Origin of the sequence: Nonomuraea sp. NPDC047897 (genome assembly GCF_043204415.1) — a bacterium.
Lineage (GTDB): Bacteria > Actinomycetota > Actinomycetes > Streptosporangiales > Streptosporangiaceae > Nonomuraea.
This window is the reverse complement of the sequence record NZ_JBIDCC010000010.1, coordinates 81,844-105,929: the sequence shown is the minus strand read 5'-3', so window position 1 is coordinate 105,929 and position 24,086 is coordinate 81,844. Positions and strand designations below refer to the sequence as shown.

Sequence of the window (24,086 nt, the reverse complement as noted above, 5' to 3'; positions counted from 1 at the left end):
GTAGATTCGGACCTCATGAGCAAGCCACGCGTCGCCGTCGTTTTCGGTGGTCGCAACTCCGAGCACGCCGTGTCCCTGATGGGCGCGGGCAGCGTGCTGGAGGCGATCGACAAGAGCAAGTACGAGGTGATCCCCATCGGGATCGCCCAGGACGGCAGATGGGTGCTGGCGGCGTCCGGCCAGCGGTTCGCCATCGAGGAGGGCGAGCTGCCCGAGGTCGACACCTCGGGCGCGGCGCTGGCGCTGCCGTCGGGCGAGGGCACGCTCGTCGCCTACGATCCGGGCAGCATCCCGGTCGAGCTCGGCTCGGTCGACGTGGTGTTCCCCGTGATGCACGGGCCGTTCGCCGAGGACGGCACCATCCAGGGGCTGCTGGAGATGGCCGGGGTGCGCTACGTCGGCTCCGGCGTGCTGGCCAGCGCGGTCGGCATGGACAAGGCGTACATGAAGACCGTCATGGCGGCGGCCGGGCTCCCCGTCGGGCGGTACGTGGTGGTGCGCGAGCGCGACTGGCGGCTGGACCGCGAGCGGGTGCTCAAGGAGGCCGAGGCGCTGGGCTGGCCGGTGTTCGTCAAGCCGGCCCGCGCGGGGTCGTCGCAGGGCATCTCCAAGGCGCACGACCGCGCGGCGCTGGAGGAGGCCGTCGAGTTCGCCCGGCGGCACGATCCCAAGGTGCTCATCGAGGCGGCGATCGCCGGGCGGGAGATCGAGTGCGCGGTGCTGGAGTCGCTCGGCGACGAGCCGCCCGGCGCGTCGCTGCCCGGCGAGGTGAAGATCGAGGGCGGGCAGGAGTTCTTCGACTTCGAGGCCAAGTACTACCCCGACCAGATGTCGCTCACCGTGCCCGCCGACCTGCCGGGCGAGGTGGCCGAGGAGTTGCGGGCGATGGCGGTGCGGGCGTTCGAGGCGCTGGAGTGCGAGGGGCTGGCCCGGGTCGACTTCTTCTACACGCCGGAGGGGAAGCTGGTCCTCAACGAGATCAACACGATGCCGGGGTTCACCTCCCTGTCGGTGGCGCCGCAGCTGTGGGCCGCGTCCGGGCTGCCCTATCCCGCCCTGGTCGACCGGCTCGTCCAGCTCGCGCTGCACCGGTCACCGGGGCTGCGCTGACACCTGGGCGATCGGGCCGGAGAGGTCGGCGAGCACCGCGCCGGCCGTGCGCGTGCCCGCGATCGTCACCTCCACGTAGAGGGGGGCCTGGATCGCGGTGTAGAGGGCCGGCTTGTCGGGATCGGCGAACCAGCCCACCCCGTTGATCTCGTCCAGCCGGTCGGTGGGCGCCATCCGCGACGGCCGGGGCACGCCGCAGCGCAGCGCGATCTCCGCCTCGCCCCACACGGCGACGTACGGCGACTCGGGCGTGGACGCGGTGCGCTCCACGCCGTCGAGCGTCCGCGGCAGCCGCGGCGCGAGCCGGTCACATGCCGCAGCCGCCTCGCCCTGAGGGGCGGGCGGCTCCACGTGAACGGCGCCGCACCCGGCGAGCACGAGCAGGAGCAGCGGGACGGCAGCGGCACGCATGGGAAACGGTCTACCTCAGATGTGGACGATCGGGCACGTCAGGGTACGTGTGATCCCCTCCACTGCCTGAATCTGGGCGACGACGAGCTTGCCCAGCTCGTCGACGTTGTGGGCCTCAGCGCGGACGATGACGTCATAGGGTCCCGTGACGTCCTCCGCCTGTGTGACCCCCTGGATGCCGGAGATCTCGTGGGCCACGCTCGCGGCCTTGCCCACCTCGGTCTGAATAAGGATGTAGGCCTGCACCATTACGTCCTCCCGGGCGATTGGATCACGCCGAAGGGCCACCGTACCCTGAGAGCGTCAGGAGGTGTGTCATCAGAGTAGGAGATCTAGGCGAATTCGGAGCGGTGGGTCGGATTTCAGGACGTCTGCCCCAGGGCGCGGCCGTTCTGCTCGGCCCCGGCGACGACGCCGCGGTGGTCGGCGCGCCCGACGGGCGTGTCGTGGTGTCGACGGACCTCTTGATTGAGGGTAGGCACTTCCGCCGCGATTGGTCCAGCGGCTACGACGTCGGCCGCAAGGCGGCGGCCCAGAACCTCGCCGACGTGGCCGCCATGGGCGCCGTGCCGACCTGCCTCGTGGTCGGGCTGGGAATGCCGGCGGACCTGCCGGTCGCCTGGCTCGACGCGCTGACCGACGGGTTCCGTGACGAGTGCGCCGAGGTGGGGGCGAGCGTGGCCGGTGGCGACGTCACCGGGTGCGACCTGCTGGTCCTCGGGGTGACCGCGCTGGGCGACCTGGGCGGGGGCGCTCCGGTGACCCGGGCGGGCGCCCGGCCGGGTCAGGTGGTGGCCGTGGCGGGACGGCTGGGACACGCCGCCGCCGGGCTGGCGCTGCTCGAGGCGGGCCTGCGGGAGGAGGTGCCCGCCTGGGAGGGCACGGCGCTGGGGGCGGCCGTGGCGGCGCACCGGCGGCCGCTGCCGCCGTACCGGTGCGGGCCCGAGGCGGCGCGGCTGGGCGCGGGCGCGATGCTGGACGTGAGCGACGGGCTGCTCCAGGACCTCGGCCACGTCGCGAAGGCCAGCGGCGTGCGGGTCGAGCTGGACCCCGCGGCGTTCACCGTGGGCGAGCCGGTGGCCGCCGCCGCGAAGGAACTGGGGGCCGATCCGCTCGACTGGGTGCTCACGGGCGGTGAGGATCACGCGCTGGCCGCGACGTTCCCGCCGGAGGTGGTGCTGCCGTCGTCGTGGCAGGTCGTGGGGCGGGTGGTGACCGGTGAAGGGGTGTACGTACCGGGCCGGTCCGCGGTTCGAGGCGGATGGGATCACTTTCGGTGACCCTGTATTCGAATTGCGTGAAATTTCCCGCATATGAGGTTTGACTCATGGGATTGCTGTGACAAAGGCGTAGCAAAGGTGTTATGAAGATTGGCGGCCATCGGTAACCGGCAGAAAGGGCAGCCATGGGCCGCCACACAGGTGGATCCGACGACGCGAATGAACGGGGGAACGGCAGATCCGACGACTCTCCGGAGGGGGACCTCGAGATCAACGCCGACCGCGCCGCGCAGTGGGCCGCCGTGCCGGACCCGTCCGCCAAGAGCTCCTTCTGGGATCGGGTGGACGAGCCGCGGTCCGACCCGCCCGGCTGGCCCGAGCTTCCCGACCGGGCCGAGGTGACCGGACAGTGGGCGCCCATGCCCCAGCGCGAGCCCGGCGAGACCATCCGCCGGTCACAGTCCGACCCGTTCGAGACGACCGGGGCCTTCGCGGCCCCACCGCCCCGCGCGGACGGCAGCGCGGACGGCGGCGCGGTGCCGCCGGCCGCCCGGCCGTTCGAGACGACGGGCGCGTTCGCGCGGCCGCCGGAGTGGGACGCGCCCGCGGCCGGTGAGGCCGTGGAGAGCACCCAGACCTTCGGCCCGCCCGCCTTCGACGCCCCCCGGCCCGCCGACCCCTTCGGCGGCGGCTCCGGCCCGTTCGCGGCGGCCGGACGGTCATCGGCGCCCGAGCCGTCCGACACCCACGTCTTCGGGCCGTCCATGGCCGCGCAGGGCGGCGGCGCTCCCGGCGGCACCGGACCCCAAGGGTTCGGGCCTGCCGGCGGTGACGCGACGCAGGGGTTCGGGCCTGCCGGCGGTGATGCCACGCAGGCGTTCGGCGCGCCCGGCGGCCGCCCGGACGGTCTGAACGGCCAGGACGGCCCGGACGGCTCCGAGCGCACGCAGGCGCTCCAGGCACCCGGCGGGCCGCCCGAGCCGGGCGACGTCAAGGTGTACGGCAGCCCCACGATGGTCGACGCCCCGGCCCCCGAATGGTCCGAACGCGACAACGGCTTCCTTGGCTCCGGCTGGTCGTCCGACGAGCCGAAGGCGGAGGAGCCGGTCTCGCGCCGGCGCGGCCGCCGCACGTCGCCTCCCGGCGGTGGCGACGACGACCGGACGGACGCCCCGGGCGGCGGACGCAGGGGGCGGCTCGCGCTGCTCTCCGTCGCCGCCGTGGTCGTCGTGCTCGGCGGCACCGTCGCCGGGGTGAAGCTGATGAGCGGCTCCGGTGCGTCCGAGCAGTGCCAGGGCGCCACCTGCGCCGCCGTACAGGGCACCAACCAGCCCGGGCCGCTGGCCTCCTCACCCGCCGACGGGGCCGGTGACCCGATGGAGGAGGACATCGAGGAGCCCAGCGAGGAGCCCACCGGCAAGCCGGCCGACGACGCCACGCCGTCCGGCAGCGCGACGCCGCGGGCCACGGCCACCGCGCCGGCGCCCCGCCGCACCAGCTCGCCGGAGCCGAGGCCCACCCGGACGAAGAAGGCACAGGTCAGGCCGTCCGACGAGCCGTCCCCGCCGACCTTCGAGGAGAGCACGCCGACCGAGACGCCGACCGACGAGGTCACGACGATCATCGATCCGGGCGGCAAGCCGACCGACGGCACGACCGCGGCCCCGCTGCCTACCGGCAGCACCACCGCCGCACCCCAGGGCGCCGGGCAGACGGTGAACGTCGACTTCGACGTCGTGCGCCAGCGCGTGACCGGCTACACGGCGCGGGTGGACGTCGTCAACGCCTCCGCCGAGCCGCTGCGGTCGCCGACCCTGTCCATGCCGGTCGAGGGGCGCGTGGTGAGCGTGAAGGGCGCCGAGTGGTCCCAGGACGGCGACCTGCTGATCATCGACGTGACGGGCTCCCTGGAGGCGGGTGGGTCGGCCGCGATCACGTTCTCCGCCACGGGCAAGGCCGCCCAGCCGGCCAACTGCGGGCTCGTCGGCGGGGACTGCGCCGTCAGCTGAGGTTCGCGCGGGGAGTGGTTGGATAGGCCCATGACCGCTATGACCCCTCCCCGCGTGCTCACCGTCGCCGGGTCCGACTCCGGCGGCGGGGCGGGCATCCAGGCAGATCTCAAGACCATGCTCGCGCTCGGCGTGCACGGCATGAGCGTCATCGCGGCGGTCACGGCCCAGAACTCCCTGGGCGTCCAGGGCTACTGGGAGCTGCCGCCCGAGGCGGTCCGCGCCCAGCTCGACTCCGTGCTGGGCGACATCGGCGCACAGGCCGTCAAGACCGGCATGCTCGCCTCGCCTCAGCTCGTCGAGGTCGTGGCCGCCGTGCTGGGCGGGTACGACGCCCCGGTGGTGGTGGACCCCGTGGGCGTGTCCAAGCACGGAGACCCGCTGCTCGCCCCGGAGGCCGTCGAGACGGTCAGGACGCGGCTGCTGCCCGTCGCCACCGTCGTCACCCCCAACCTGTGGGAGGTGGAGCAGCTCACCGGCGTCAAGGTCGAGGACGAGGGCGACCTGCGCCGCGCCGCCGACGCGGTGCTGGAGCTGGGGGCGACGTGGGCGCTGATCAAGGGTGGTCACCTGCCGGGCGAGCCGGTCGACCTGCTGACGGACGGCACGAGCGAGCACCGGTTCACCGCCGAGCGGCTCGACAACCGGCACACCCACGGCACCGGCTGCACGCTCGCCTCGGCCGTCGCCTCGTACCTGGCGCTGGGCGAGGACGTGCCGGCCGCCGTGGGCCGGGCCAAGGAGTACGTGACGGGGGCGATCAGGCGGGGCTTCCCGCTGGGCGACGGCATCGGCCCGGTGGACCACGCCTGGCGCTGGCGCTGACCTGCCGGATCAGCCACGACGGCCACCACCTGCCCGTTACGAGCGCGCGGAGTGGTGCCGGGCACGACGAAGGCCCGCCGCTCGTTCGTCACGGGCGGCGGGCCTTCGCGGAAGTCGAACTAGCGGGTGACCTTACCCGCCTTGATGCACGACGTGCAGACGTTGAGCTTCTTCGGCGTGCCGCCGACGACCGCGCGAACCGTCTGGATGTTGGGGTTCCAACGACGGCGGGTGCGGCGGTGGGAGTGGGACACGTTGTTGCCGAAGATCGGCCCCTTGCGGCAGACATCGCAGACGGCAGCCACGGTATCGCTCCTTTTTACAGTCGATGTAGCCCAGTCCGCTTGATGCTGTCGGGCGGAGGGCATGCCGGGACAACCGGCTAGCCAGACGAGGATATCCGATCCGCACCCCCGGGGGCGAACTCGAGCACTGGACTCGGGCGGATGCGGAGATATTCTCCTCGTCTAACGGTAGCGCATCCGGGAGGTTGGAACGTCGCGTATGGAGGTCCTCGACCCACCCGGGGTGCGCCGCTGGATACGTCTGGCCGCTGACGCGCTGGGGCGGGCCCGCGCCGAGATCGACGCGCTCAACGTTTTTCCCGTCGCCGACGGCGACACCGGCACCAACCTCCATCTCACCATGCTGTCCGCCGCCGAGGCCGTCGAGGCGCTGCCCGACGACGTGGAGGCGTCGGTGGTGTGGCAGACGCTCTCGTACGGCGCGCTGGTCGGCGCGAGGGGCAACTCCGGGGTCATCGTCAGCCAGGCGCTGCGCGGGCTGGCCGACGTCCTCAAGGACGGCGCCGACCTGCGTGACGGGCTGGCCAGGGCGGCGTCGCTGGCGCGGGAGGCCGTGGCCAGGCCCGTCGAGGGGACCGTGCTGAGCGTGCTCGGCGCGGTGGCGCGGGCCGTACAGGACTGTGACGGCGGGCCGGCGGAGGTGGCCCGGCGGGCGGCGGGCGCGGCCCGCTCGGCGCTGCGACGCACCCCCGAACAGCTCGACGTGCTGGCACGCAGCGGCGTCGTGGACGCGGGCGGCGCCGGGCTGGCCATCATCCTGGAGTGCCTGGTGGCCGTGGTCACCGGCGCCACCAGCGAACGCTTCGAGGTGCCCGCGCCGACCGGCCGGGTGACGCCGATGAGCGAGGTGGGCGCCGGATACGAGGTCATGTACCTGCTCGACGCCGACGACGCGGCCGTGGCGAAGCTGCGCCGCGAGCTCGACGCGATGGGTGACTCGCTGGTCGTGGTGGGCGGCGACGGGCTGTGGAACGTCCACGTCCACGTGGACGAGGCCGGGCCGGCCGTCGAGGCGGCGCTGCGTGCGGGCCGGCCGCACCGGATCCGCATCACGTACCTGGCCGAGCGGACCCACCGCGGCGGCGCGGGCAGGGGCGTCGTGGCGGTCGCGGCGGGTGACGGCATCGCGGCGCTGTTCGAGGAGAGCGGCGCGGTCGTGGTCCGGCGGGAGCCCGGCACCAGCCCCTCCCTGCCCGACATGCTGGCCGCGATCAGGAAGGCGGGCGGCGAGGTCGCCGTGCTGCCCAACGACGAGGGCGCCCGAGCGGTCGCGGTCGCCGCGGCGGAGATCGCCAGGGAGGACGGGGCGGCGGTCAGCGTGCTGCCCACCAGGGCCACCGTGCAGGGGCTGGCGGCGCTGGCCGTCCACGACCCGCTGCGCCGGTTCGACGACGACGTGGTCGCGATGACCGACGCGGCGGGGCACACCCGGCACGGGCACGTCGTGGTGGCTGACAGGGAGGCCGTCACGAGCGCCGGCCCGTGCCGCCCCGGCGACGTCCTGGGGCTGATCGACGGCGACGTCGCGGTGATCGGCGGCGGGCTCGACGAGGTGGCCGAGACCGTGGTGGACCGGATGCTGGCGGGCGGCGGCGAACTGGTGACGCTGGTGACGGGGGCGGCCGCGCCGGCCGGGCTGGCCGTACGACTCGAACGCCATCTGGGCAGGACGCGGCCGGACGCCGACCTCGTGGTCTACGACGGCGAGCAGGGCGGCTACCCGCTGCTCATCGGCGTGGAGTGAGGCGGCGGGCTTCCGTGCGAGGCCGCGGCGCGCGTGGTTCCTGTCGGTCCCAGGCGGTAGAACATAGAGCCGTGAGCCGTTTCGACGAGCCGCTGACCAAGGCGCTCGACCCGAAGACCGCCAAGCTGTTGCACAGTGTGCTCGGCCTGGAGACGGTCGGCGACCTGCTGCGCCACTATCCACGCCGCTACGCCGAGCGCGGTGAGCTCACCTCGCTCGACGCGCTGGAGGTCGACGAGCACGTCACCGTGGTGGGCGAGGTCAGCAGGCTCATGCGCAAGCCCATGCGCAACCGTGGCGGCACCTGGCTGGAGGTCGAGGTCGTCGACGGCGCCCGCAACAAGATCTACCTCTCGTTCTTCGGCAAGGGCTCCCATGTGGCCGAGACGCGGCTGAAGACCGGGCGGCGCGGCATGTTCGCCGGCAAGGTGGGGCTGTTCGGCTCGCGTTCCCATCCCCGCTGGCAGCTCTCGCATCCCGAGTTCGAGCTGTTCGAGGAGAGCGAGGCCAGCGCCGAGGAGTTCTCGGTGGCACCGGTGCCGATCTATCCCGCCGGCAAGGACCTCACGCCGTGGGTGATCCGGCGGGCGGTCGGCGTGGTGCTCGACACGCTCGGGCCGCTGCACGACCCCCTCCCCGACGACCTGCGCGTCCGCCACGGGCTGCAGGACCTGGGCGAGGCGCTGGTGGCGATCCACCGGCCGAAGGATTTCGCCGAGGTGCACCGGGCGCGGCAGCGGCTGAAGTTCGACGAGGCGTTCGTGCTGCAGGCCGTGCTGCTGCAGCGCCGGCAGGCGGCGGTCGCCTGGCCGGCCAAGGCGCGCCCGCGCCGCGGCGACGGGCTGCTGGCCGACTTCGACGCCCGGCTGCCGTTCGCGCTCACCGAGGGGCAGGCGCTCGTCGGCGAGGAGATCGCCGCCGACCTGGCGCGCGAGCACCCCATGCACCGGTTGCTGCAGGGCGAGGTCGGCGCCGGCAAGACCGTGGTCGCGTTGCGCGCGATGCTGCAGGTGGTCGATGCCGGGGGCCAGGCGGTGCTGCTGGCTCCCACCGAGGTGCTCGCCCAGCAGCACCACCGCTCGATCACCGCCATGCTGGGCGACCTGGCGCAGGGCGGCATGTTCGGCGGCACCGCCGTCACGCTGCTCACCGGCTCGATGGGGGCCGCCGCCCGCCGCTCCGCCCTGCTCGACGCCGCCTCCGGCACGGCCGGCATCGTCGTCGGCACCCACGCCCTGCTGCAGGAGCACGTCCAGTTCGCCGACCTGGGCCTCGTCGTGGTCGACGAGCAGCACCGCTTCGGCGTCGAGCAGCGCGACGCCCTGCGCGAGAAGGCCGGCGGCGGCCGCCCCCACGTGCTCGTCATGACCGCCACGCCGATCCCGCGCACGGTCGCCATGACCGTCTTCGGCGACCTGGAGGTCTCCACCCTGTCGCAGCTCCCCTCCGGCCGGGCCCCGATCACCACCCACGTGGTGCCCGCCGCCGAGAAGCCGCACTTCCTGGAGCGCACCTGGGAGCGGGTCCGGGAGGAGGTGAGCCTCGGCCGGCAGGCCTACATCGTCTGCCCGCGGATCGGCGACGTGGAGGGCGACGAGGGCGACCTGCGGGCGTCCGCCGACCAGCCGCCGGCCGACGACGAGCGCCGGCCGCCGCTGGCCGTGCTCGACGTGGCCGACCTGCTGGCCGAGGGGCCGCTGCACGGTCTGCGCCTCGGCGTCCTGCACGGCAAGCTGCCGCCGGAGGAGAAGGACGCGGTGATGCGCGCGTTCACCAAGGGCGAGCTGGACGTGCTCGTGGCGACGACGGTGATCGAGGTGGGCGTCGACGTGCCCAACTCCTCCGTCATGGTCATCATGGACGCCGACCGGTTCGGCGTCTCCCAGCTCCACCAGCTCCGCGGCCGGGTGGGCCGGGGCGGGCTGCCGGGGCTGTGCCTGCTCGTGTCCGACTTCCCCGGGGGCACCCCGGCGCGCGCCCGCCTCGACGCGGTGGCCGCCACGCTCGACGGGTTCGAGCTGTCCCGGGTGGACCTGGAGCAGCGGCGCGAGGGCGACGTGCTCGGCGCCGCCCAGTCGGGCAAACGGTCGTCGCTCAAGCTGCTGCAACTGCTGCGCGACGAGGACGTCATCGAGGCGGCGCGGGAGGAGGCGGCGCGGCTGCTGGCCGATGATCCGGAGCTGGTGGCGTACGAGGGGCTGCGCGCGGAGATCGACCGGCTGCTGGCGGACGAGCGGGCCGAATACCTGGAGAAGACCTGATACGTGGAGCAGACCTGACTCCTCGTCCTGGCGTTCCGGCGGCTGCGCATCGCTTTGGGGCGTCGCAGGTCGGCGCGGCGTGGGGAGCGGCGGTTCGGCGCGGCCGGTAGGCGGGGACCGGGCGTCGCCGGTCGCAGAGCGGGATCGGCGGCGTGTGGCCGGTGTGAAAAAGGCGTTGGGCCCAGCCTTGGGGACGGCCTCCCCCCGAATGCCGTCCCCGGCTGGGCCCACCCCCCCGGGTCAGGTGCCGAGGGAACCGGCGTGCGGAAGGGCTCACGACCACGCCGGTCGGCCTTCTTATGGGTCACCTCGAAGGCCGCAGACTCATCATGCGTGGCAGGTGGGGCGTTGTGAATCACCCTTGCGCTGTCGAGGCCGACACTTGTCCACTCTTGACCTGCGCCGACATGCGGAACAATGGCCCTCATGACTCGGATCATCGCGGGCGTCGCGGGTGGACGCCGCCTGGTCGTGCCGCCGGGGCGCGGCACCAGGCCGACCAGCGACAGGGCGCGAGAAGGGATCTTCTTGACGCTCGACTCCCTGTACGGGCTGGCGGGCGCTCGGGTGGTGGACCTGTACGCGGGTTCGGGGGCCGTCGGGCTGGAGGCGTTGTCGCGGGGGGCGGCCCATGCGCTGCTCGTCGAGTCGGACCCCAAGGCGGTCAGCACGATCAAGGCCAACGTCCGGTCGCTGGGGCTGGGGGGCGCCCAGGTGGTGGCGGACAGGGTGGAGCGTCTGCTCGCCAGGGGTCCCGGGGGTGCGGGACTCGACCGTGGTCCGGGGGGTGCGGGACTCGACCGTGGTCCTTGCGGTGCCGGACACGACCGTGGCGGGCGGGGCGAGGGGGAGCGGTCCGGCGCGCGGGACGTGCCGTCCGGCGCGTACGGCGGGCCGTACGACATCGTGTTCGCCGATCCGCCCTATGCCGTGTCCGGAGAGGAGGTCGTCCGGGTGCTGGAGTCGTTGCGGGACAACGGGTGGCTGGTTGAAGGCGGTTTGGTGGCGTTCGAGAGGGAGACGCGGGGAAAGGCCCTGATGTGGCCGGAGGGCTACGTTGAGGAGAGGGTCCGTCGTTATGGCGAAGCGTCCGTTTGGTACGGTCGCGCCGCCTGGAACCCGTAGACCTGCCCGTAGAGCTGGGAGGCGTCTTGCGCCGCGTTGTCTGCCCGGGGTCGTTCGACCCCATCACGAACGGTCACCTCGACATCATCGGCCGGGCCGCCCGGCTGTACGACGAGGTCACCGTGGCCGTGCTCATCAACCTGGAGAAGAGCAGCCTGTTCACGGTCGACGAGAGGATCGAGATCCTGCAGACGGTGACCAAGGAGTTCGCGAACGTCAAGGTGCGCAAGTTCCACGGCCTGCTGGTCGACTTCTGCAAGCAGAACGACATCCCGGCCATCGTCAAGGGCATCAGGGTCGTCAGCGACTTCGACTACGAGCTGCAGATGGCCCAGCTCAACTACCGGCTGTCGGGCGTGGAGACGCTGTTCATGCCGACGAACCCGGAATACTCGTTCCTGTCGTCCAGCCGGGTCAAGGAGATCGCCAGGTACGGGGGCGACGTGTCGGGCCTGGTGCCGGACCTGGTGCACCAGCTCCTGGCCGAGCGGCTCGGGGGCTGAGCGGCACCTGCTATCCTTTCATTTCGGCCTTGTACGACGGCGACCATTCCGCCATGCCTAGCGAGAGCAGGATGACTCAGCACCTCGACCCCCGCTCCCCTTGGGTGATCTCCACTCACGACCTGGGAAAGCGGCCGGGCACGATGCGGCGGTCGACCCTGACCCTCCCGGCTCCGGCGAATCTCGGCGTCGACATGATCGGTGTCCCCAAGGACGCCGAAGTCGAGCTGGACCTCCGGCTCGAAGCAGTGATGGAAGGCGTGCTCGTGTCGGGCACGGCGCAGGCCCCGCTCGCCGGGGAGTGTGCGCGGTGCCTCGATCCGGTGTCCTCGGACATCGAGGTCGACCTGCAGGAGCTGTTCTTCTACTCCGACGAGGACGCCTCGGAGGACGACTCGCTGCTCGACGGGGAGCTGCTCGACCTCGAGCCGACGTTCCGCGACGCGGTGGTGCTTGCACTGCCGCTGAGCCCCGTCTGTCGTGACGACTGCGAGGGGCTCTGCGTGGAGTGCGGGATCAAGCTGGCCGAGGCCGGCGCCGATCACCGGCACGAGAAGATCGACGCTCGTTGGGCGTCGTTGCAAGGTCTGGTTACCGAGAACGATAACGATCAGGAGAAGTGACGTGGCCGTCCCGAAGCGAAAGATGTCGCGGAGCAACACCCGCGCCCGTCGCTCCCAGTGGAAGACGACTGCTGTCGCCCTGGTGAGCTGCCCGCAGTGCCGTTCGCCCAAGCAGCCGCACATCGCGTGCCCCACCTGCGGCACCTACAACCGCCGTCAGGTCATCGAGCCGTCTGCCTGATCCGCGTAGTTGACGTGTTGCCGACCGGGTGCCATTGTGCCCCGGTCGGCGTTAACGTCTAGATGCGTGCGGTAGTGGTTCGCCCGCGGTCGTGGTGGACGCCGGGGCTCAGTCTCCCCGACGCCCACCACGTTTTCGGGCATCTCCGCAGCCGTCGCGCCATGTGAAGATGTCCGAGGAGGAAGCCGTGGGCGCAGGTCCCAAGCCGGTGGCCGTGGAGGTCGCCAGGGAAGAGCTCGATCGGGTGCTGTCCGTCAGTCTCGGCCCCGACATTCTGGAGCGGGCCCTGACGCACCGCTCGTACGCGTACGAGAACGGCGGCCTGCCCACCAACGAGCGCCTGGAGTTCCTGGGCGACTCGGTGCTGGGTCTGGTGGTCACCGACACCCTCTACCGCAACCACCCCGACCTGCCCGAGGGGCAGTTGGCCAAGCTGCGCGCCGCGGTGGTCAACATGCGTGCCCTGGCCGACGTGGCCCGGGGTCTGGGCCTGGGCCGGTTCCTGCGGCTGGGCCGCGGCGAGGAGGGCACCGGCGGGCGTGACAAGTCGTCGATCCTGGCCGACACGCTGGAGGCGCTGATCGGCGCGGTCTACGTCGACAAGGGTCTCGACGAGGCGTTCCGCGTGGTCCATCTGCTCTTCGACCCGCTGATCGTCCGTTCGGCCTCGCTCGGCGCCGGGCTCGACTGGAAGACCTCGTTGCAGGAGCTCACCGCCTCCGAGGCGCTCGGCGTGCCTGAATACCACGTCGAGGAGAGCGGCCCCGATCATGCCAAGTCGTTCACCGCCGAGGTGCGGGTGGGCGGCGAGTCCTACGGCGCGGGCAGCGGCCGCAGCAAGAAGGAGGCCGAGCAGCAGGCGGCCGAGGCGGCCTGGACCCGCATCCGGGCGCGCCGCGAGCAGCGCGAGAGCCAGCCGGCGGGCTGAGGTGCCCGAGCTGCCCGAGGTCGAGGTGGTCCGGCGGGGGCTGGCGCAGTGGGTGGCCGGCCGGCAGATCGTCGCTGCCGAGGTGCTGCATCCGCGGGCCGTCCGCCGTCATCTCGCGGGCCCCGACGACTTCACCGCCCGGCTGAAGGGCCGGGTCGTGCTCTCCGCCGAACGCCGCGGCAAATATCTGTGGCTCCCGCTGTCGGGCGCCGAGGAGGCGCTGCTCGCCCATCTCGGGATGAGCGGTCAGCTTCTCGTGGTGGAGCCCGGCTCGCCGCCGGAGAAACACCTGCGGGTCCGGCTGGGCTTCGGCGACGGCGGCTCCGACCTGCGGTTCGTCGACCAGCGGACGTTCGGCCACATCATGCTCAGCCCGCTGCTCGACGGCGTTCCCGCGCCGATCGCGCACATAGCTCCTGACCCGTTCGAGGCGTCCTTCGACGACGACCGCTTCGCCGCGGCGTTGCGCCGCCGGCGGACCGAGGTCAAGCGGGCTCTCCTGGACCAGTCGCTGATCAGCGGCGTCGGCAACATCTACGCCGACGAGGCGCTGTGGCTGGCCAGACTGCACGGGGCCCGCCCGACCCAGACCCTCACCCGGCCCAAGGTCGCCGAGCTGCTGGCGGCGGTCCGTGAGGTGATGACCGCGGCCCTGCACCAGGGCGGCACGTCGTTCGACAGCCTCTATGTGAACGTCAACGGCGAGAGCGGCTACTTCGAGCGTTCCCTGGAGGTGTACGGCCGGCGTGACCGCCCATGCTCGCGCTGCGGCACCCCGATCATGCGTGAGGCGTTCATGAACCGTTCGTCGTTCTCCTGCCCCCGATGCCAGCGACGCCCGCGCTGACCAGCGCGAGGCCGGCGCCGAGCCACAGCACGGCGGAGATCGACACGCGGTCCACCACCAGCCCGCCGGCCAGTGCGCCGAGCGCGATGGCCGCGTTGAACACGGCGGTCAACAGGGCCATGCCGGCCTCGCCGCCGCCCGCCTTGCCGACCCAGATCTGCAGGGTCACCGACACGCCTCCGTAGGCGACGCCCCATAGCAGGAGCAGCGCGCCGGCGGCGACCGGGCCCGCGGCGCCGACCGGCGGCAGGGCGACGGTGGCGACGCCGATCAGCACGGCCAGGGTGACGAGCACGGGCCCGGGCCGCCGCGGCACGCGGGCGCCGGCGGCGAAGTTGCCGAGCACGCCGGCCAGGCCGTACCCGAGCAGGATCGCGCTGACGGCGGCCGCGCCCGTCCCCGCCACCTGCTCCAGGAACGGCCTGACGTAGGTGTAGGCCGCGAAGTGGCCGGTCACGACGAGCGCCGTGACGATGAGGACGATCCGCAGCGGGCCGGAGCGCCACACCCGCCCGAGGTCGGACAGGCGGCCGGCCCGCTCGGCGGGCAGCGGCGGCAGCAGCCGGATCAGGGCCGCGCACAGGGCCGCCGCGAGCAGCGCGACGGCGGCGAACGCCGCCCGCCACCCGGCGAGGGAGGAGACGAGTGTCCCGGCGGGCACGCCCAGCACGGACGCCACCGCGATGCCGGACGAGATGACCGCCACGGCCCTGCCGGCGCCGGACGGGGGCACGAGCCGACCCGCCATGGCGAAGGCGAACGCCCAGAACCCGCCGATGCTGATCCCCGTCAACACTCGCGCTCCGAGCAGCACCGGGTAGGCGGGGGCCAGCGCCGCCAGCAGGTTGGCCGCCGCCAGCAGCGCCATGAGCCCGCTCAGCACGGTCCGCCGGTCGAGGCGCCGGGCGGCGACGGTCAGCAGCGGGGCCGAGCCGGCGGCGACCAGTCCGGGGGCGGTCATCGTGAGCCCGGCCGTGCCCTCGGACACCCGCAGGTCGGTCCCGATCGAGGTGAGCAGCCCGACCGGCAGCATCTCGCTGGTGACGACGGTGAACGTGCCCACCGCGACCGCGGTCACGGCGAGCCGGGCGGCCCCGGTGTCCTGGGGTGTGGTCATGGTCGTGGTCATGCGTTCCAGCGTCGGGCCGTGGCGGCGGGGGAACAATGACAGGACGCTGAGGCTTGGTTTAGCTGGACTAAGGGGTGACATGGAGTTCAGGGAACTGGAGTGCTTCGTCGTCCTGAGCGAGGAGTTGCACTTCGCGCGGGCCGCCGAGCGGCTGTACGTGTCGCCGGGCCGGGTCAGCCAGCTCGTCCGGGCGCTGGAGACGCGGATCGGGGCCCGGCTGTTCGAGCGGACCAGCAGGCGGGTGCGGCTCACGCCGCTCGGTGAGAGCTTCCTGGCCGATCTGCGGCCGGCCTACGACGGTCTGGCGGATGCGGTGGGCCGGGCCCGGTCGGCGGCGCGCCAGGTGACGGGCGTCCTGCGCGCGGGGTTCCTCGGGACGCCGACCGACCTGGTGACCGACGCCGTGCGGGCGTTCGAGCGGCTGTACCCGTCGTGCGAGGTGCACCTGGTGGAGGTGCCGCTCGCCGATCCCTTCGGCAAGGTGCGGGCGGGGCTGGTGGACGTGGCCTTCACGCTGCTGCCGGTGGACGAGCCCGACCTGCGCACGGGTCCCGGGCTGAACGAGGTGCCGGTACGGCTCGGGCTGTCTGTGCGGCATCCGCTGGCCCGTCGGCCCGCCATCGGGGCCGAGGAGCTCGCGGACCTGCCGCTGATCGGCCTGGACGGGCCGGCGCCGCGACGCTGGCGTGAGTTGGTCGCCCCCTCCTGCACCCCGGCGGGCCGGCGCATCTCCTTGGGGGGTACGGTCGCCACCAGCCAGGAGGGCATCACGTTGGTGGCGCTCGGCCGGGGCGGGATGCTGTTCTGCACGCCGACGGCGGCCTATCACGAGCGGGACGACGTGACCTTCGTCCCCGTCACGGGGTTGCCCGCCTCGGTGCTCGGGCTGGTGTGGCTGGGCGCGGCCGAGACGGCCGCGGTGCGGGCCTTCGTCGAGGTGGCCGTGGCGGAGGCGGCGGGGCGGCCGCGGGCGGCGTGACAGGCGCGAAGAGAGGGGGAACGTGGAGGACGTACGGCTGACCGCGTGGGTCAGGGGACGCGTGCAGGGCGTCGGGTTCCGCTGGTGGACCCGGTCGCGGGCGCTGGAGCTGGGGCTGGAGGGCTGGGCGCGCAACATGGACGACGGCCGGGTCGAGGTGGTGGCCCAGGGGCGGCGTCAAGCGTGCGTCAAGTTGCTGGAGCTGCTGAGGGGTTGCGACACGCCGGGTAGAGTCGATGGAGTAGTGGAAAGATGGAGTGAAGTCCGAGGTAGTTTGGGCGGTTTCCGGGAGCGGTAGCCGCTTTCACTAAACCGCCCAAATGGGGTATAGTTGTGTGCCGGGAGTGCCCCTCGGCGGGGCGTGGCGGTCCGCTCGACTTGACCGTCCACACTGCCGGTGCGACTCTTGTTAAGTACCACGCGCACCCCTCCCGCGGAATAAGAAGTGCGCGAACCAGTCTGGTCACTCAGCGTGGAGGACCCTTTACCATGGCGAAGGCTCTACTCGGCCACGTCGGTGGTCCTGACCCTCGGATGGTCTCCGAGATGCGTCGCTTGCAGCAGCGCATCCGTGACCTGGAGGCAGAACTCATCCGGCTTCAGGCCCAGAATGACGCTCTTGCGGCGCAAACCCGCGATGAGGCACTCAGCCGCATGCAGGAGCGCGAGCCGGCACTCACCTGAGAGTGATCGGAACGCAAGATCCAGGGACGTCTCAACGAGGCGTCCCTTGTTATTTGCCCTCTTCCGGAAGCCCTTTCCCGGCCTTTTGCCTGGCCGTCCACTGAGGATGCCGCGGCTGCCAGCGCCTGTCGGTGAGGACCAGTAGGCTTTTCCGGGTCCCGTCCAGGGACGCCGGACACGTCGTGAGTCGTCCGTCGTGAGTCGTCCAGGGAGAAGGGGGCCGGCGCTTGTACCTGAAGACCCTCACCCTGCGCGGCTTCAAGTCCTTCGCCTCGGCGACCGCCCTGCGCTTCGAGCCGGGCATCACCTGCGTCGTGGGCCCCAACGGCTCCGGCAAGTCCAACGTCGTCGACGCCCTGGCCTGGGTCATGGGCGAGCACAGCGCCAAGTCGCTGCGCGGCGGCAAGATGGAGGACGTCATCTTCGCCGGCACCTCGTCCAGGCCGCCCCTGGGCCGGGCCGAGGTGACGCTGACCATCGACAACTCCGACGGCGCGCTGCCGATCGACTACACCGAGGTCACGATCAGCCGCCTGATGTTCAGGTCGGGCCAGAGCGAGTACGCCATCAACGGCGACACCTGCCGCCTGCTGGACATCCAGGAGCTGCTGTCCGACTCCGGCATCGGCCGTGAGATGCACGTCATCGTCGGCCAGGGGCAGCTCGACGCCGTGCTGCACGCCGGCCCCGAGGACCGGCGGGCGTTCATCGAGGAGGCGGCGGGCGTCCTGAAGCACCGCAAGCGCAAGGAGAAGGCGCTGCGCAAGCTCGACGCGATGCAGGCCAACCTCACTCGCGTCCAGGACCTCGCCACCGAGCTGCGCCGCCAGCTCAAGCCGCTCGGCCGCCAGGCCGAGATCGCCCGCAAGGCCGCCGTGATCCAGGCCGACCTGCGCGACGCCCGGCTGCGCCTGCTCGCCGACGACATGTGCGTCCTGCGCGACACCCTCGAACGGGAGGCGGCCGACGAGGCGGCGATCCTGGCCCGGCGCACCCAGGTGGAGACCGAGCTGGCCGAGGCCCTGCAGCGCGAGGCCGCCCTGGAGAGCGCCGAGGCCGAGGCCCAGCCGCGGCTGAGCGCCGCCCAGGAGACCTACTTCCGGCTGGCCTCCCTGCGCGAGCGCATCACCGGCCTGGAGCAACTCGCCGCCGAACGCCACCGTCACGCCGTCGACGCGGCGGCGGTCGAGCGCCGCGGACGCGACCCCGAGGACCTCGAACGCGAGGCCGCCGAGGCGCGTGAGCAGGAGCTCATCCGCCAGGCCGAGCTGGAGCAGACGCAGGAGCTGCTGGAGGACACCGTGCAGCGGCGCGCCGAGGCGGAGGCCGCGCTGGGCGCCGAGGAGCGGCGGCTGGCGCTGGCCGCGCGGGCCGCCGCCGATCGGCGCGAGGGCCTGGCCCGGCTGCGCGGCCAGGTCGACTCGGTGCGCAGCAGGTCACGCGCCGCCGAGGAGGAGATCGGCCGGCTCAACCGGGCCGTCGCCGACGCGGCCGAGCGCGAGCGGCGCGCCCTCGACGAGCTGGAGACGCAGCGGCAGGAGGAGCCCGCCGCCGACCCGGCGCCGGCCGCTGAGCTGGCCACCGCGCAGGAGCTGGTCGAGCAGGCCAAGGCCGTCGCGGACGAGGCCCGCGCCGCCGTCGAGGAGGCCAAGGCCGCTCTCGCGGCGCCCCGTGCGGCCCTGCAGACCGCTTCGTCGGCCGTCGGCACGGCCCGGGCGGCCGACCAGGAGGCACAGCGGGCCGTGGCGGCGCTCAGGGCGCGCACCGAGGCCCTGGAGCTGGGCCTGGCCCGCGGTGGCGACGGCGGCGCCAGCCTGCTGGAGGCCGGGCTCGACGGGGTGCTGGGGCCGCTCGCCGCCTCGCTCCAGGTCACGCCCGGCGCCGAGCCGGCGGTCGCGGCGGTGCTCGGACCGGTCGCCGAGTCGGTCGCCGTCGCCTCGCTCGGCGCGGCCGTCCAGGCACTCGACCTGCTGCGGGCCAAGGAGGGGGGCCAGGCCACCCTCCTGGTCGCGGGCGCGCCCGGCGCGGCCGCCACCGGCGGCGCGGAGGAGCGCGGGCCCGCCCCCGAGGACGGGGAGTGGGCGGCGGAGCTGGTGACGGTGCCCGGCCACCTGCGGGCGGCCGTCGGTCACGTGCTGGCCGGCGTCGTCGTCGTGGACGACCTCGACGCGGCGCGCCGGGTGGCCGAGCGGCATCCGGGGCTGCGCGCCGTCACCCGGCAGGGCGACGTCGTCGGCCCCCACCTGGCCAGCGGAGGCTCCGCGGGCGGCACGTCCGTGCTGCAGGTGCGGGCCGCGCTGGACGAGGCAGTCGCCGACCTGGCGGAGGCCGAGGCCAGGGCCGAGCGCACCGCCGCGGCCCTGGAGGAGACGTCGTCGGCCGAGCACGAGGCGCGCGCCGCCCTGGAGGCGGCCCAGTCGCTGGTGAGCGAGGCGCAGACCGCCGCCGGCACCGCCCAGGCCGGGGTGAGCGCGGCGCAGAGCGCGCTCGACCAGGCCAGGGCCCGCCAGCGGGAGGCCGACCAGCGGCAGGCCGCCGTCGCCAGGCGGCTGGCCCAGTTCGAGGCCGCCGCCAAGGCCGCCCACGAGGAGGCCGAACGCCTGGCCAGGAGTGTCGCCGCCGCCGAGGAGGCGCGCGCCGAGGGCCAGGCGGAGCTGGCCGAGCTGGAGATCCGGCTGGCCGAGGCCGAGTACGCCCAGGAGTTGGAGACCGAGCCCACCACCGACGTCCGCGACGAGCTGGCCGCCGCCTGCCAGAGCGCCCGGCAGCGCGAGGTGGAGGCCCGCCTGCAGGTGCGCACCGCAGAGGAGCGCGTCAAGGGCATCGAGGGCCGGGCCGACGGCCTGGTCCGCGCAGCCCAGCGCGAACGCCAGGAGCGGGCTCAGGCCGCCGCCCAGCGGGCCAGGCGCAGGCGCCAGGCCGCCGTGGCCGAGGCCGTGAGCAGGGGAGCCAAGCAGGTCCTCGCCACGCTCGCCGAGTCGGTCCGGCTGGCCGCTCGCGAGCGCGACGACGCCGACCTGGCCAGGGTGGCCGTCGACGCCGAGCTCAAGCAGGTCCGGGTCCGCGTGCGCGAGCTGGGGCAGGAGCTCGACAAGCTGGTCAACCGGGTGCACGGCAGCGAGATGGCCCGCACCGAGCAGCGGATGCGCCTGGAGCAGATGGAGCAGCGCGCGCTGGAGGAGTTCGGCGTGGCGGCCGAGACACTGATCTCCGAGTACGGCCCGCAGGCGCCCGTGCCGGGCGAGCCGCCCACGCCGTACGTGCGTGCGGAGCAGGAGAAGCGCGCCCGGATCGCCGAGCGGCAGATGCAGCAGCTCGGCAAGGTCAACCCGCTGGCGCTGGAGGAGTTCGCGGCCCTGGAGGAGCGGCACGCGTTCCTCAACTCGCAGCTTGAGGACCTGAAGAAGACCCGGCGCGACCTGCTGACGGTGGTCAAGGAGGTCGACGACCGGGTGGAGCAGATGTTCGCCTCCGCCTACGAGGACGTGGCGCGCGAGTTCGAGCAGATCTTCACCCGGGTGTTCCCCGGCGGCGACGGGCGGCTGGTGCTGACCGCCCCCGAGGACATGCTGACCACCGGCATCGAGGTGGAGGCCCGGCCGCCAGGCAAGAAGGTCAAGCGGCTGTCGCTGCTGTCGGGCGGTGAGCGGTCGCTGACCGCGGTGGCGTTCCTGATCTCCATCTTCAAGGCGCGGCCCTCGCCGTTCTACGTCATGGACGAGGTCGAGGCGGCGCTCGACGACACCAACACGCAGCGGCTGCTGACACTGTTCGAGGAGCTGCGGCAGAGCTCCCAGCTGATCGTCATCACGCACAACAAGCGGACGATGGAGATCGCCGACGCGCTGTACGGCGTGTCGATGCGCGGCGACGGCGTCACCCAGGTGGTCAGCCAGCGCCTGCGCGAGCGCGAACCCGCCTGATCAGCCACAAGGGCGGCCGATCGGCGTGGCCCTGTGCCCGAGCATGCCGGTTGATCTGGAAAACTGACATGTTGTGGATGGTTACCTCGGTGTCATCGTGATCGTGGCACTCGTCGCCCTGCTGGCGGCGGGTGGCCTCTTCCTGCTGTTCCGCCCGGGTGGCAAGGCGGCGCCGCCGCCGGTCAAGCCGCCCGAGACCGTGCCGCTTCCCGAGGAGAAGGAGAAGCGCCCGGCTCCGGGGGGCGAGGAGGGCGAGGGCGCGACGACCACGGTCCCGCCGCCGGTCAAGCCGGCCGAGCCGGTCGTCGTCAAGCCCGAGGTGGAGGTGCCGCCGCCGTCCGCCGGCCGGATGGTGCGGCTGCGCTCGCGGCTGGCCCGCTCGCAGAGTTCGCTCGGCCGTGGGCTGCTCGACCTGCTCTCGCGTGACCGGCTCGACGACGAGGTGTGGGACGAGATCGAGGAGCTGCTGCTCACGGCCGACGTCGGCGTGTCCCCGACGCAGGCGATCGTGGAGGAGCTGCGCACCCGGGTCAAGGTGCTCGGCAGCCGCACCCCCGACGAGGTGCGCGCCCTGCTGCGCGAGCAGCTCCTCGTGCAGATCAACCCCGACCTCGACCGCACGCTCAACGTGGCCAGGCACGGCGAGCGGGCGGCGGTGGTCCTCGTCGTCGGCGTCAACGGCACCGGCAAGACGACGACCACCGGCAAGCTGGCCCGGGTGCTCGTCGGCGACGGCAAGAAGGTCGTGCTCGGCGCGGCCGACACCTTCCGCGCCGCCGCCGCCGACCAGCTCCAGACGTGGGGCGACCGGGTCGGGGCGGAGGTCGTGCGCGGACCTGAGGGCGCCGATCCGGCGTCGGTGGCCTTCGACGCGGCGGCCAAGGGCATCGAGGCCAAGGCCGACGTGGTCATCGTCGACACCGCCGGCCGGCTGCACACCAAGACGGGCCTGATGGACGAGCTGGGCAAGGTCAAGCGGGTCATCGAGAAGAAGGCCACGGTCGACGAGGTGCTGCTCGTTCTCGACGCCACGACGGGCCAGAACGGCATGCGGCAGGCCCAGGTGTTCGCCGAGGTGGTCAACATCACCGGCATCGCGCTGACCAAGCTCGACGGCACGGCCAAGGGCGGCATCGTCATCTCGGTGCAGCGGGAGCTGGGGGTGCCGGTCAAGCTGGCCGGTCTCGGCGAGGGGCCCGACGATCTCGCGCCGTTCGACCCCGAGGTCTTCGTGGACGCCATCCTGGGGGACTGAATCCCGCCTTTTGGCGATAGATGGTGGATGTTTCGGCCTTTTATGTAAGGCGATAGGAAATACCTCTTACCGAGCCAAGCCTTGATCGCCGAGTTGGCGTGTGTTCACATGAACCGGTCATCTCCGAGATCGCCTTTCGCCGGTCTCGTCATGCTTGAACGTGAGAGGGTCCCGATGAAGAAGATCGTCGTTCACAAACCCGGAACCGTGAAGCCTTCCGGGAGCGCCGCACCGCGGCACGGCGTCTGACACGGCTCCGCACCGGCGTCCCGCATTGGGGACGCCGGCGCGGCCGCGCCCGACACGGACCACGGAGAAGGACGCATGGACACGATCGTTCTGGACGCCGACCGCAGGATCCACGGCCCGTACACGCTCGGGGCCGCGCTGCTGGGTCGGCTCGTGCCCGAGGCACTGGAACACCGGCCCGGCCTGGTGGCCGCGTACGACATCGAGATCCGCGCCGCCGCGCCCGCGCTGGGCGTGCCGGCCCGCAGGCGGACGCTGGCCGAAAGCCTGCCGAGAGCGCAGCGCATCCTCATCCCCGGTGCCCGGCGGACGCTGCGGATCGCCAACGGGCTGGCCGAGTTCGTCCGCGACCACCTGGTGCGCACGGGCCCGCTCACCGTCACGGTCGACAACCTCGGCGAGGCCGACCCCACCGACACCGAGCTGGTCGAGGTGCTGCGGCGGCGGCTCGACCCCTGCCTGCTGCGGATCGTCCCGGGCCGCACCGCACCCCGCACCGGCCCGCCGCGTGCCGACTTCGACCGCTTCCGCGACGAGGGGTTCCACCACGCGATGGTGGAGTCCGGGCTGGAGGCGCTGCGCGGGACGACGTACGCGGCGACGCCCGAACGCCGGCGGCTGCTCGTCCAGCGGGTGGCGGCGGCGCTGGAGGCCGTCGAACGCGAGGACGAGGCCCGCGCCCTGTACGACCGCGCCCGCAGGGACAGCGTCGACCCCAAGCACCGCGCCACCATCGCCTACGGCACGGCGATGATCCTGGTGCGCCACCACGACCACGCCAGGCGCGACCCCGAGGAGGCGCTGGCCTGGATCAACGAGGCCGTCGCGATCACCTCGCTGCTGCCCGGCCGCCGCGAGCGCGCCTTCCACCTGGGGTTCGACCTCAACGGCAAGGCCCTCGTCGAGGTGCGCAGGGGGCGGACGCAGGCCGCCCTCGACCTGGTCGAGGAGGCCCTCGACCTGGCCGAGCGCGACCTGCCCGGCGAGCACCCGATCCACCGGCTCGTGCTGTACGCCAACCGCGCCCAGCTCCTGGCCCAGGCCGGCCGCGTCCAGGAGGCGCTGGCCGACTACGCGGTCGCCATCAGCGCCGACCCCGGCTACCCCGACTACTACCTCGACCGCGGCGCCGTGCTGCACCGGCTGGGCCGGCACGCCGACGCGCTGGCCGACTTCGAGGCCGCCATCCGGCTCAGCCCGCCCTTTCCCGAGGCCTACTACAACCGGGCGGAGGTGCGTTACGCCACCGGTGACCTCGACGGCGCCCTCGCCGACCTCGGCCACACGCTGGAGCTGGACCCCGACTTCGTCCCCGCGTACGCGAACAGGTCCGGCCTGCTGGCGGCCGCCGGCGACCACGCCGGCGCGCGGCGCGACGCCGAGCACGGGCTGGCGCTCGCACCCCGCGATCCGCACCTGAGGTGCGTGCTCGGCCAGGTGGAGGCCGCCGCGGGCCGGCGGGCCGCGGCGATGGCCGCCTTCGACCTGGCGCTGGAGCTGGACCCCGACCTGGTGGCGGCCTGGGCGAGCCGGGGCGCGCTGGCGTTCGACGCGGGCGACCACGAGGCCGCGCTGGGCGACCTGACCCGGGCGCTGAAGCTCGCCGAGTCGCCCGAGCTGCTGTTCAACCGGGCTCTGGTCCTGCGGGCCGCCGGCCGTGCGCACGAGGCGAGGCAGGACCTGCTCAGGGCCGCCGAGCTGGCGCCCGACGACCCCGACATCGCGCGGGCGTCAGCGGGCGGGTGAGCCGTGGGGGCGAGGCGTCGCCGCGGCCG

22 protein-coding genes are annotated in these 24,086 nt (G+C 73.1%); 18 read left to right on the top strand and 4 right to left on the bottom strand.

The genetic code is table 11. The annotated features are described in order from the left end of the window. The first annotated feature begins 15 nt into the window (after positions 1-15). Positions 16-1,110, top strand: coding sequence for a D-alanine--D-alanine ligase family protein (locus tag ACGF0J_RS23135; RefSeq protein WP_393149008.1), 1,095 nt, complete (start codon positions 16-18; stop codon positions 1,108-1,110). Here the strand turns inward: ACGF0J_RS23135 and ACGF0J_RS23130 are convergent. Further along, positions 1,093-1,521: a DUF3515 family protein gene (locus ACGF0J_RS23130; RefSeq protein ID WP_393149006.1), complete on the bottom strand. Its 429-nt coding sequence runs from the start codon at positions 1,519-1,521 to the stop codon at positions 1,093-1,095. The two genes, ACGF0J_RS23135 and ACGF0J_RS23130, sit on opposite strands and share 18 nt — an antisense overlap. Positions 1,522-1,536: 15 nt before the next feature. Further along, positions 1,537-1,770, bottom strand: a complete 234-nt coding sequence (locus ACGF0J_RS23125) for an Lrp/AsnC family transcriptional regulator (protein WP_101787931.1) — start codon at positions 1,768-1,770, stop codon at positions 1,537-1,539. Between the two features lie 68 nt (positions 1,771-1,838). Here ACGF0J_RS23125 and ACGF0J_RS23120 point away from each other — a divergent pair, with 68 nt between their 5' ends. From ACGF0J_RS23120 to thiD, 3 genes are all read left to right on the top strand, one after another. After that, on the top strand, positions 1,839-2,801 hold the full coding sequence (locus tag ACGF0J_RS23120; protein WP_393149224.1) for a thiamine-phosphate kinase: 963 nt from the start codon (positions 1,839-1,841) through the stop codon (positions 2,799-2,801). Between the two features lie 125 nt (positions 2,802-2,926). Next, complete coding sequence (locus ACGF0J_RS23115; RefSeq protein WP_393149004.1) at positions 2,927-4,750, top strand: hypothetical protein; 1,824 nt, start codon at positions 2,927-2,929, stop codon at positions 4,748-4,750. 30 nt (positions 4,751-4,780) lie between these two features. Beyond that, complete coding sequence (gene thiD / locus ACGF0J_RS23110; protein WP_393149002.1) at positions 4,781-5,575, top strand: bifunctional hydroxymethylpyrimidine kinase/phosphomethylpyrimidine kinase; 795 nt, start codon at positions 4,781-4,783, stop codon at positions 5,573-5,575. Between the two features lie 119 nt (positions 5,576-5,694). Here thiD and rpmB read toward each other — a convergent pair whose 3' ends face one another. Then, complete coding sequence (gene rpmB / locus ACGF0J_RS23105) at positions 5,695-5,880, bottom strand: 50S ribosomal protein L28 (protein WP_101787934.1); 186 nt, start codon at positions 5,878-5,880, stop codon at positions 5,695-5,697. A 199-nt stretch (positions 5,881-6,079) separates the two neighbouring features. Here rpmB and ACGF0J_RS23100 point away from each other — a divergent pair, with 199 nt between their 5' ends. The 8 genes from ACGF0J_RS23100 (at position 6,080) to mutM (ending at position 14,092) form a co-directional block, all read left to right on the top strand. Continuing rightward, positions 6,080-7,624 (top strand): DAK2 domain-containing protein, encoded by a 1,545-nt coding sequence (locus ACGF0J_RS23100; RefSeq protein ID WP_393149000.1) that lies wholly within the window; start codon positions 6,080-6,082, stop codon positions 7,622-7,624. 71 nt (positions 7,625-7,695) lie between these two features. Beyond that, the gene (recG, locus tag ACGF0J_RS23095) at positions 7,696-9,885 is read left to right on the top strand and encodes an ATP-dependent DNA helicase RecG (protein WP_393148998.1); all 2,190 of its coding nucleotides are present in this window, start codon (positions 7,696-7,698) and stop codon (positions 9,883-9,885) included. Between the two features lie 426 nt (positions 9,886-10,311). Beyond that, positions 10,312-11,010, top strand: coding sequence for an RsmD family RNA methyltransferase (locus tag ACGF0J_RS23090; RefSeq protein WP_393148996.1), 699 nt, complete (start codon positions 10,312-10,314; stop codon positions 11,008-11,010). A 26-nt stretch (positions 11,011-11,036) separates the two neighbouring features. Beyond that, positions 11,037-11,513: a pantetheine-phosphate adenylyltransferase gene (gene coaD / locus ACGF0J_RS23085; protein WP_393148994.1), complete on the top strand. Its 477-nt coding sequence runs from the start codon at positions 11,037-11,039 to the stop codon at positions 11,511-11,513. Between the two features lie 71 nt (positions 11,514-11,584). Further along, on the top strand, positions 11,585-12,136 hold the full coding sequence (locus tag ACGF0J_RS23080; protein WP_393148992.1) for a YceD family protein: 552 nt from the start codon (positions 11,585-11,587) through the stop codon (positions 12,134-12,136). A gap of 1 nt (position 12,137) precedes the next feature. Then, the gene (gene rpmF, locus ACGF0J_RS23075) at positions 12,138-12,317 is read left to right on the top strand and encodes a 50S ribosomal protein L32 (protein WP_033409409.1); all 180 of its coding nucleotides are present in this window, start codon (positions 12,138-12,140) and stop codon (positions 12,315-12,317) included. Between the two features lie 208 nt (positions 12,318-12,525). Continuing rightward, complete coding sequence (gene rnc / locus ACGF0J_RS23070; protein WP_393149223.1) at positions 12,526-13,245, top strand: ribonuclease III; 720 nt, start codon at positions 12,526-12,528, stop codon at positions 13,243-13,245. A gap of 1 nt (position 13,246) precedes the next feature. Beyond that, positions 13,247-14,092: a bifunctional DNA-formamidopyrimidine glycosylase/DNA-(apurinic or apyrimidinic site) lyase gene (mutM, locus tag ACGF0J_RS23065; protein WP_393148990.1), complete on the top strand. Its 846-nt coding sequence runs from the start codon at positions 13,247-13,249 to the stop codon at positions 14,090-14,092. Here mutM and ACGF0J_RS23060 read toward each other — a convergent pair. Continuing rightward, on the bottom strand, positions 14,040-15,221 hold the full coding sequence (locus ACGF0J_RS23060) for an MFS transporter (RefSeq protein WP_393148988.1): 1,182 nt from the start codon (positions 15,219-15,221) through the stop codon (positions 14,040-14,042). The two genes, mutM and ACGF0J_RS23060, sit on opposite strands and share 53 nt — an antisense overlap. A gap of 79 nt (positions 15,222-15,300) precedes the next feature. Between ACGF0J_RS23060 and ACGF0J_RS23055 the strand changes: the two genes are divergently transcribed. From ACGF0J_RS23055 to ACGF0J_RS23030, 6 genes are all read left to right on the top strand, one after another. Beyond that, complete coding sequence (locus tag ACGF0J_RS23055; RefSeq protein ID WP_393148986.1) at positions 15,301-16,200, top strand: LysR family transcriptional regulator; 900 nt, start codon at positions 15,301-15,303, stop codon at positions 16,198-16,200. Between the two features lie 22 nt (positions 16,201-16,222). After that, positions 16,223-16,498, top strand: coding sequence for an acylphosphatase (locus ACGF0J_RS23050; RefSeq protein WP_393148984.1), 276 nt, complete (start codon positions 16,223-16,225; stop codon positions 16,496-16,498). A gap of 191 nt (positions 16,499-16,689) precedes the next feature. After that, on the top strand, positions 16,690-16,884 hold the full coding sequence (locus ACGF0J_RS23045; RefSeq protein ID WP_055505123.1) for a hypothetical protein: 195 nt from the start codon (positions 16,690-16,692) through the stop codon (positions 16,882-16,884). Between the two features lie 227 nt (positions 16,885-17,111). After that, positions 17,112-20,807, top strand: a complete 3,696-nt coding sequence (gene smc, locus ACGF0J_RS23040; protein WP_393148982.1) for a chromosome segregation protein SMC — start codon at positions 17,112-17,114, stop codon at positions 20,805-20,807. Positions 20,808-20,880: 73 nt separating this feature from the next. Beyond that, a complete protein-coding gene (gene ftsY / locus ACGF0J_RS23035; protein WP_393148980.1) occupies positions 20,881-22,062 on the top strand; it encodes a signal recognition particle-docking protein FtsY in 1,182 nt (393 codons plus the stop codon). Between the two features lie 324 nt (positions 22,063-22,386). Then, entirely contained in the window at positions 22,387-24,057 is a 1,671-nt protein-coding gene (locus ACGF0J_RS23030) for a tetratricopeptide repeat protein (protein WP_393148978.1), read from the top strand. Positions 24,058-24,086 lie beyond the last annotated feature (29 nt).

Bases quoted from the DNA above. Each gene is read 5' to 3' on its own strand.
- ACGF0J_RS23135 (WP_393149008.1), top strand. From the start codon at position 16: ATGAGCAAGCCACGCGTCGCCGTCGTTTTCGGTGGTCGCAACTCCGAG.
- ACGF0J_RS23130 (WP_393149006.1), bottom strand. From the start codon at position 1,521: ATGCGTGCCGCTGCCGTCCCGCTGCTCCTGCTCGTGCTCGCCGGGTGC.
- ACGF0J_RS23125 (WP_101787931.1), bottom strand. From the start codon at position 1,770: ATGGTGCAGGCCTACATCCTTATTCAGACCGAGGTGGGCAAGGCCGCG.
- ACGF0J_RS23115 (WP_393149004.1), top strand. From the start codon at position 2,927: ATGGGCCGCCACACAGGTGGATCCGACGACGCGAATGAACGGGGGAAC.
- thiD (WP_393149002.1), top strand. From the start codon at position 4,781: ATGACCGCTATGACCCCTCCCCGCGTGCTCACCGTCGCCGGGTCCGAC.
- ACGF0J_RS23100 (WP_393149000.1), top strand. From the start codon at position 6,080: ATGGAGGTCCTCGACCCACCCGGGGTGCGCCGCTGGATACGTCTGGCC.
- ACGF0J_RS23090 (WP_393148996.1), top strand. From the start codon at position 10,312: ATGACTCGGATCATCGCGGGCGTCGCGGGTGGACGCCGCCTGGTCGTG.
- ACGF0J_RS23080 (WP_393148992.1), top strand. From the start codon at position 11,585: ATGACTCAGCACCTCGACCCCCGCTCCCCTTGGGTGATCTCCACTCAC.
- ACGF0J_RS23060 (WP_393148988.1), bottom strand. From the start codon at position 15,221: ATGACCACGACCATGACCACACCCCAGGACACCGGGGCCGCCCGGCTC.
- ACGF0J_RS23055 (WP_393148986.1), top strand. From the start codon at position 15,301: ATGGAGTTCAGGGAACTGGAGTGCTTCGTCGTCCTGAGCGAGGAGTTG.
- ACGF0J_RS23045 (WP_055505123.1), top strand. From the start codon at position 16,690: ATGGCGAAGGCTCTACTCGGCCACGTCGGTGGTCCTGACCCTCGGATG.
- ACGF0J_RS23030 (WP_393148978.1), top strand. From the start codon at position 22,387: ATGGACACGATCGTTCTGGACGCCGACCGCAGGATCCACGGCCCGTAC.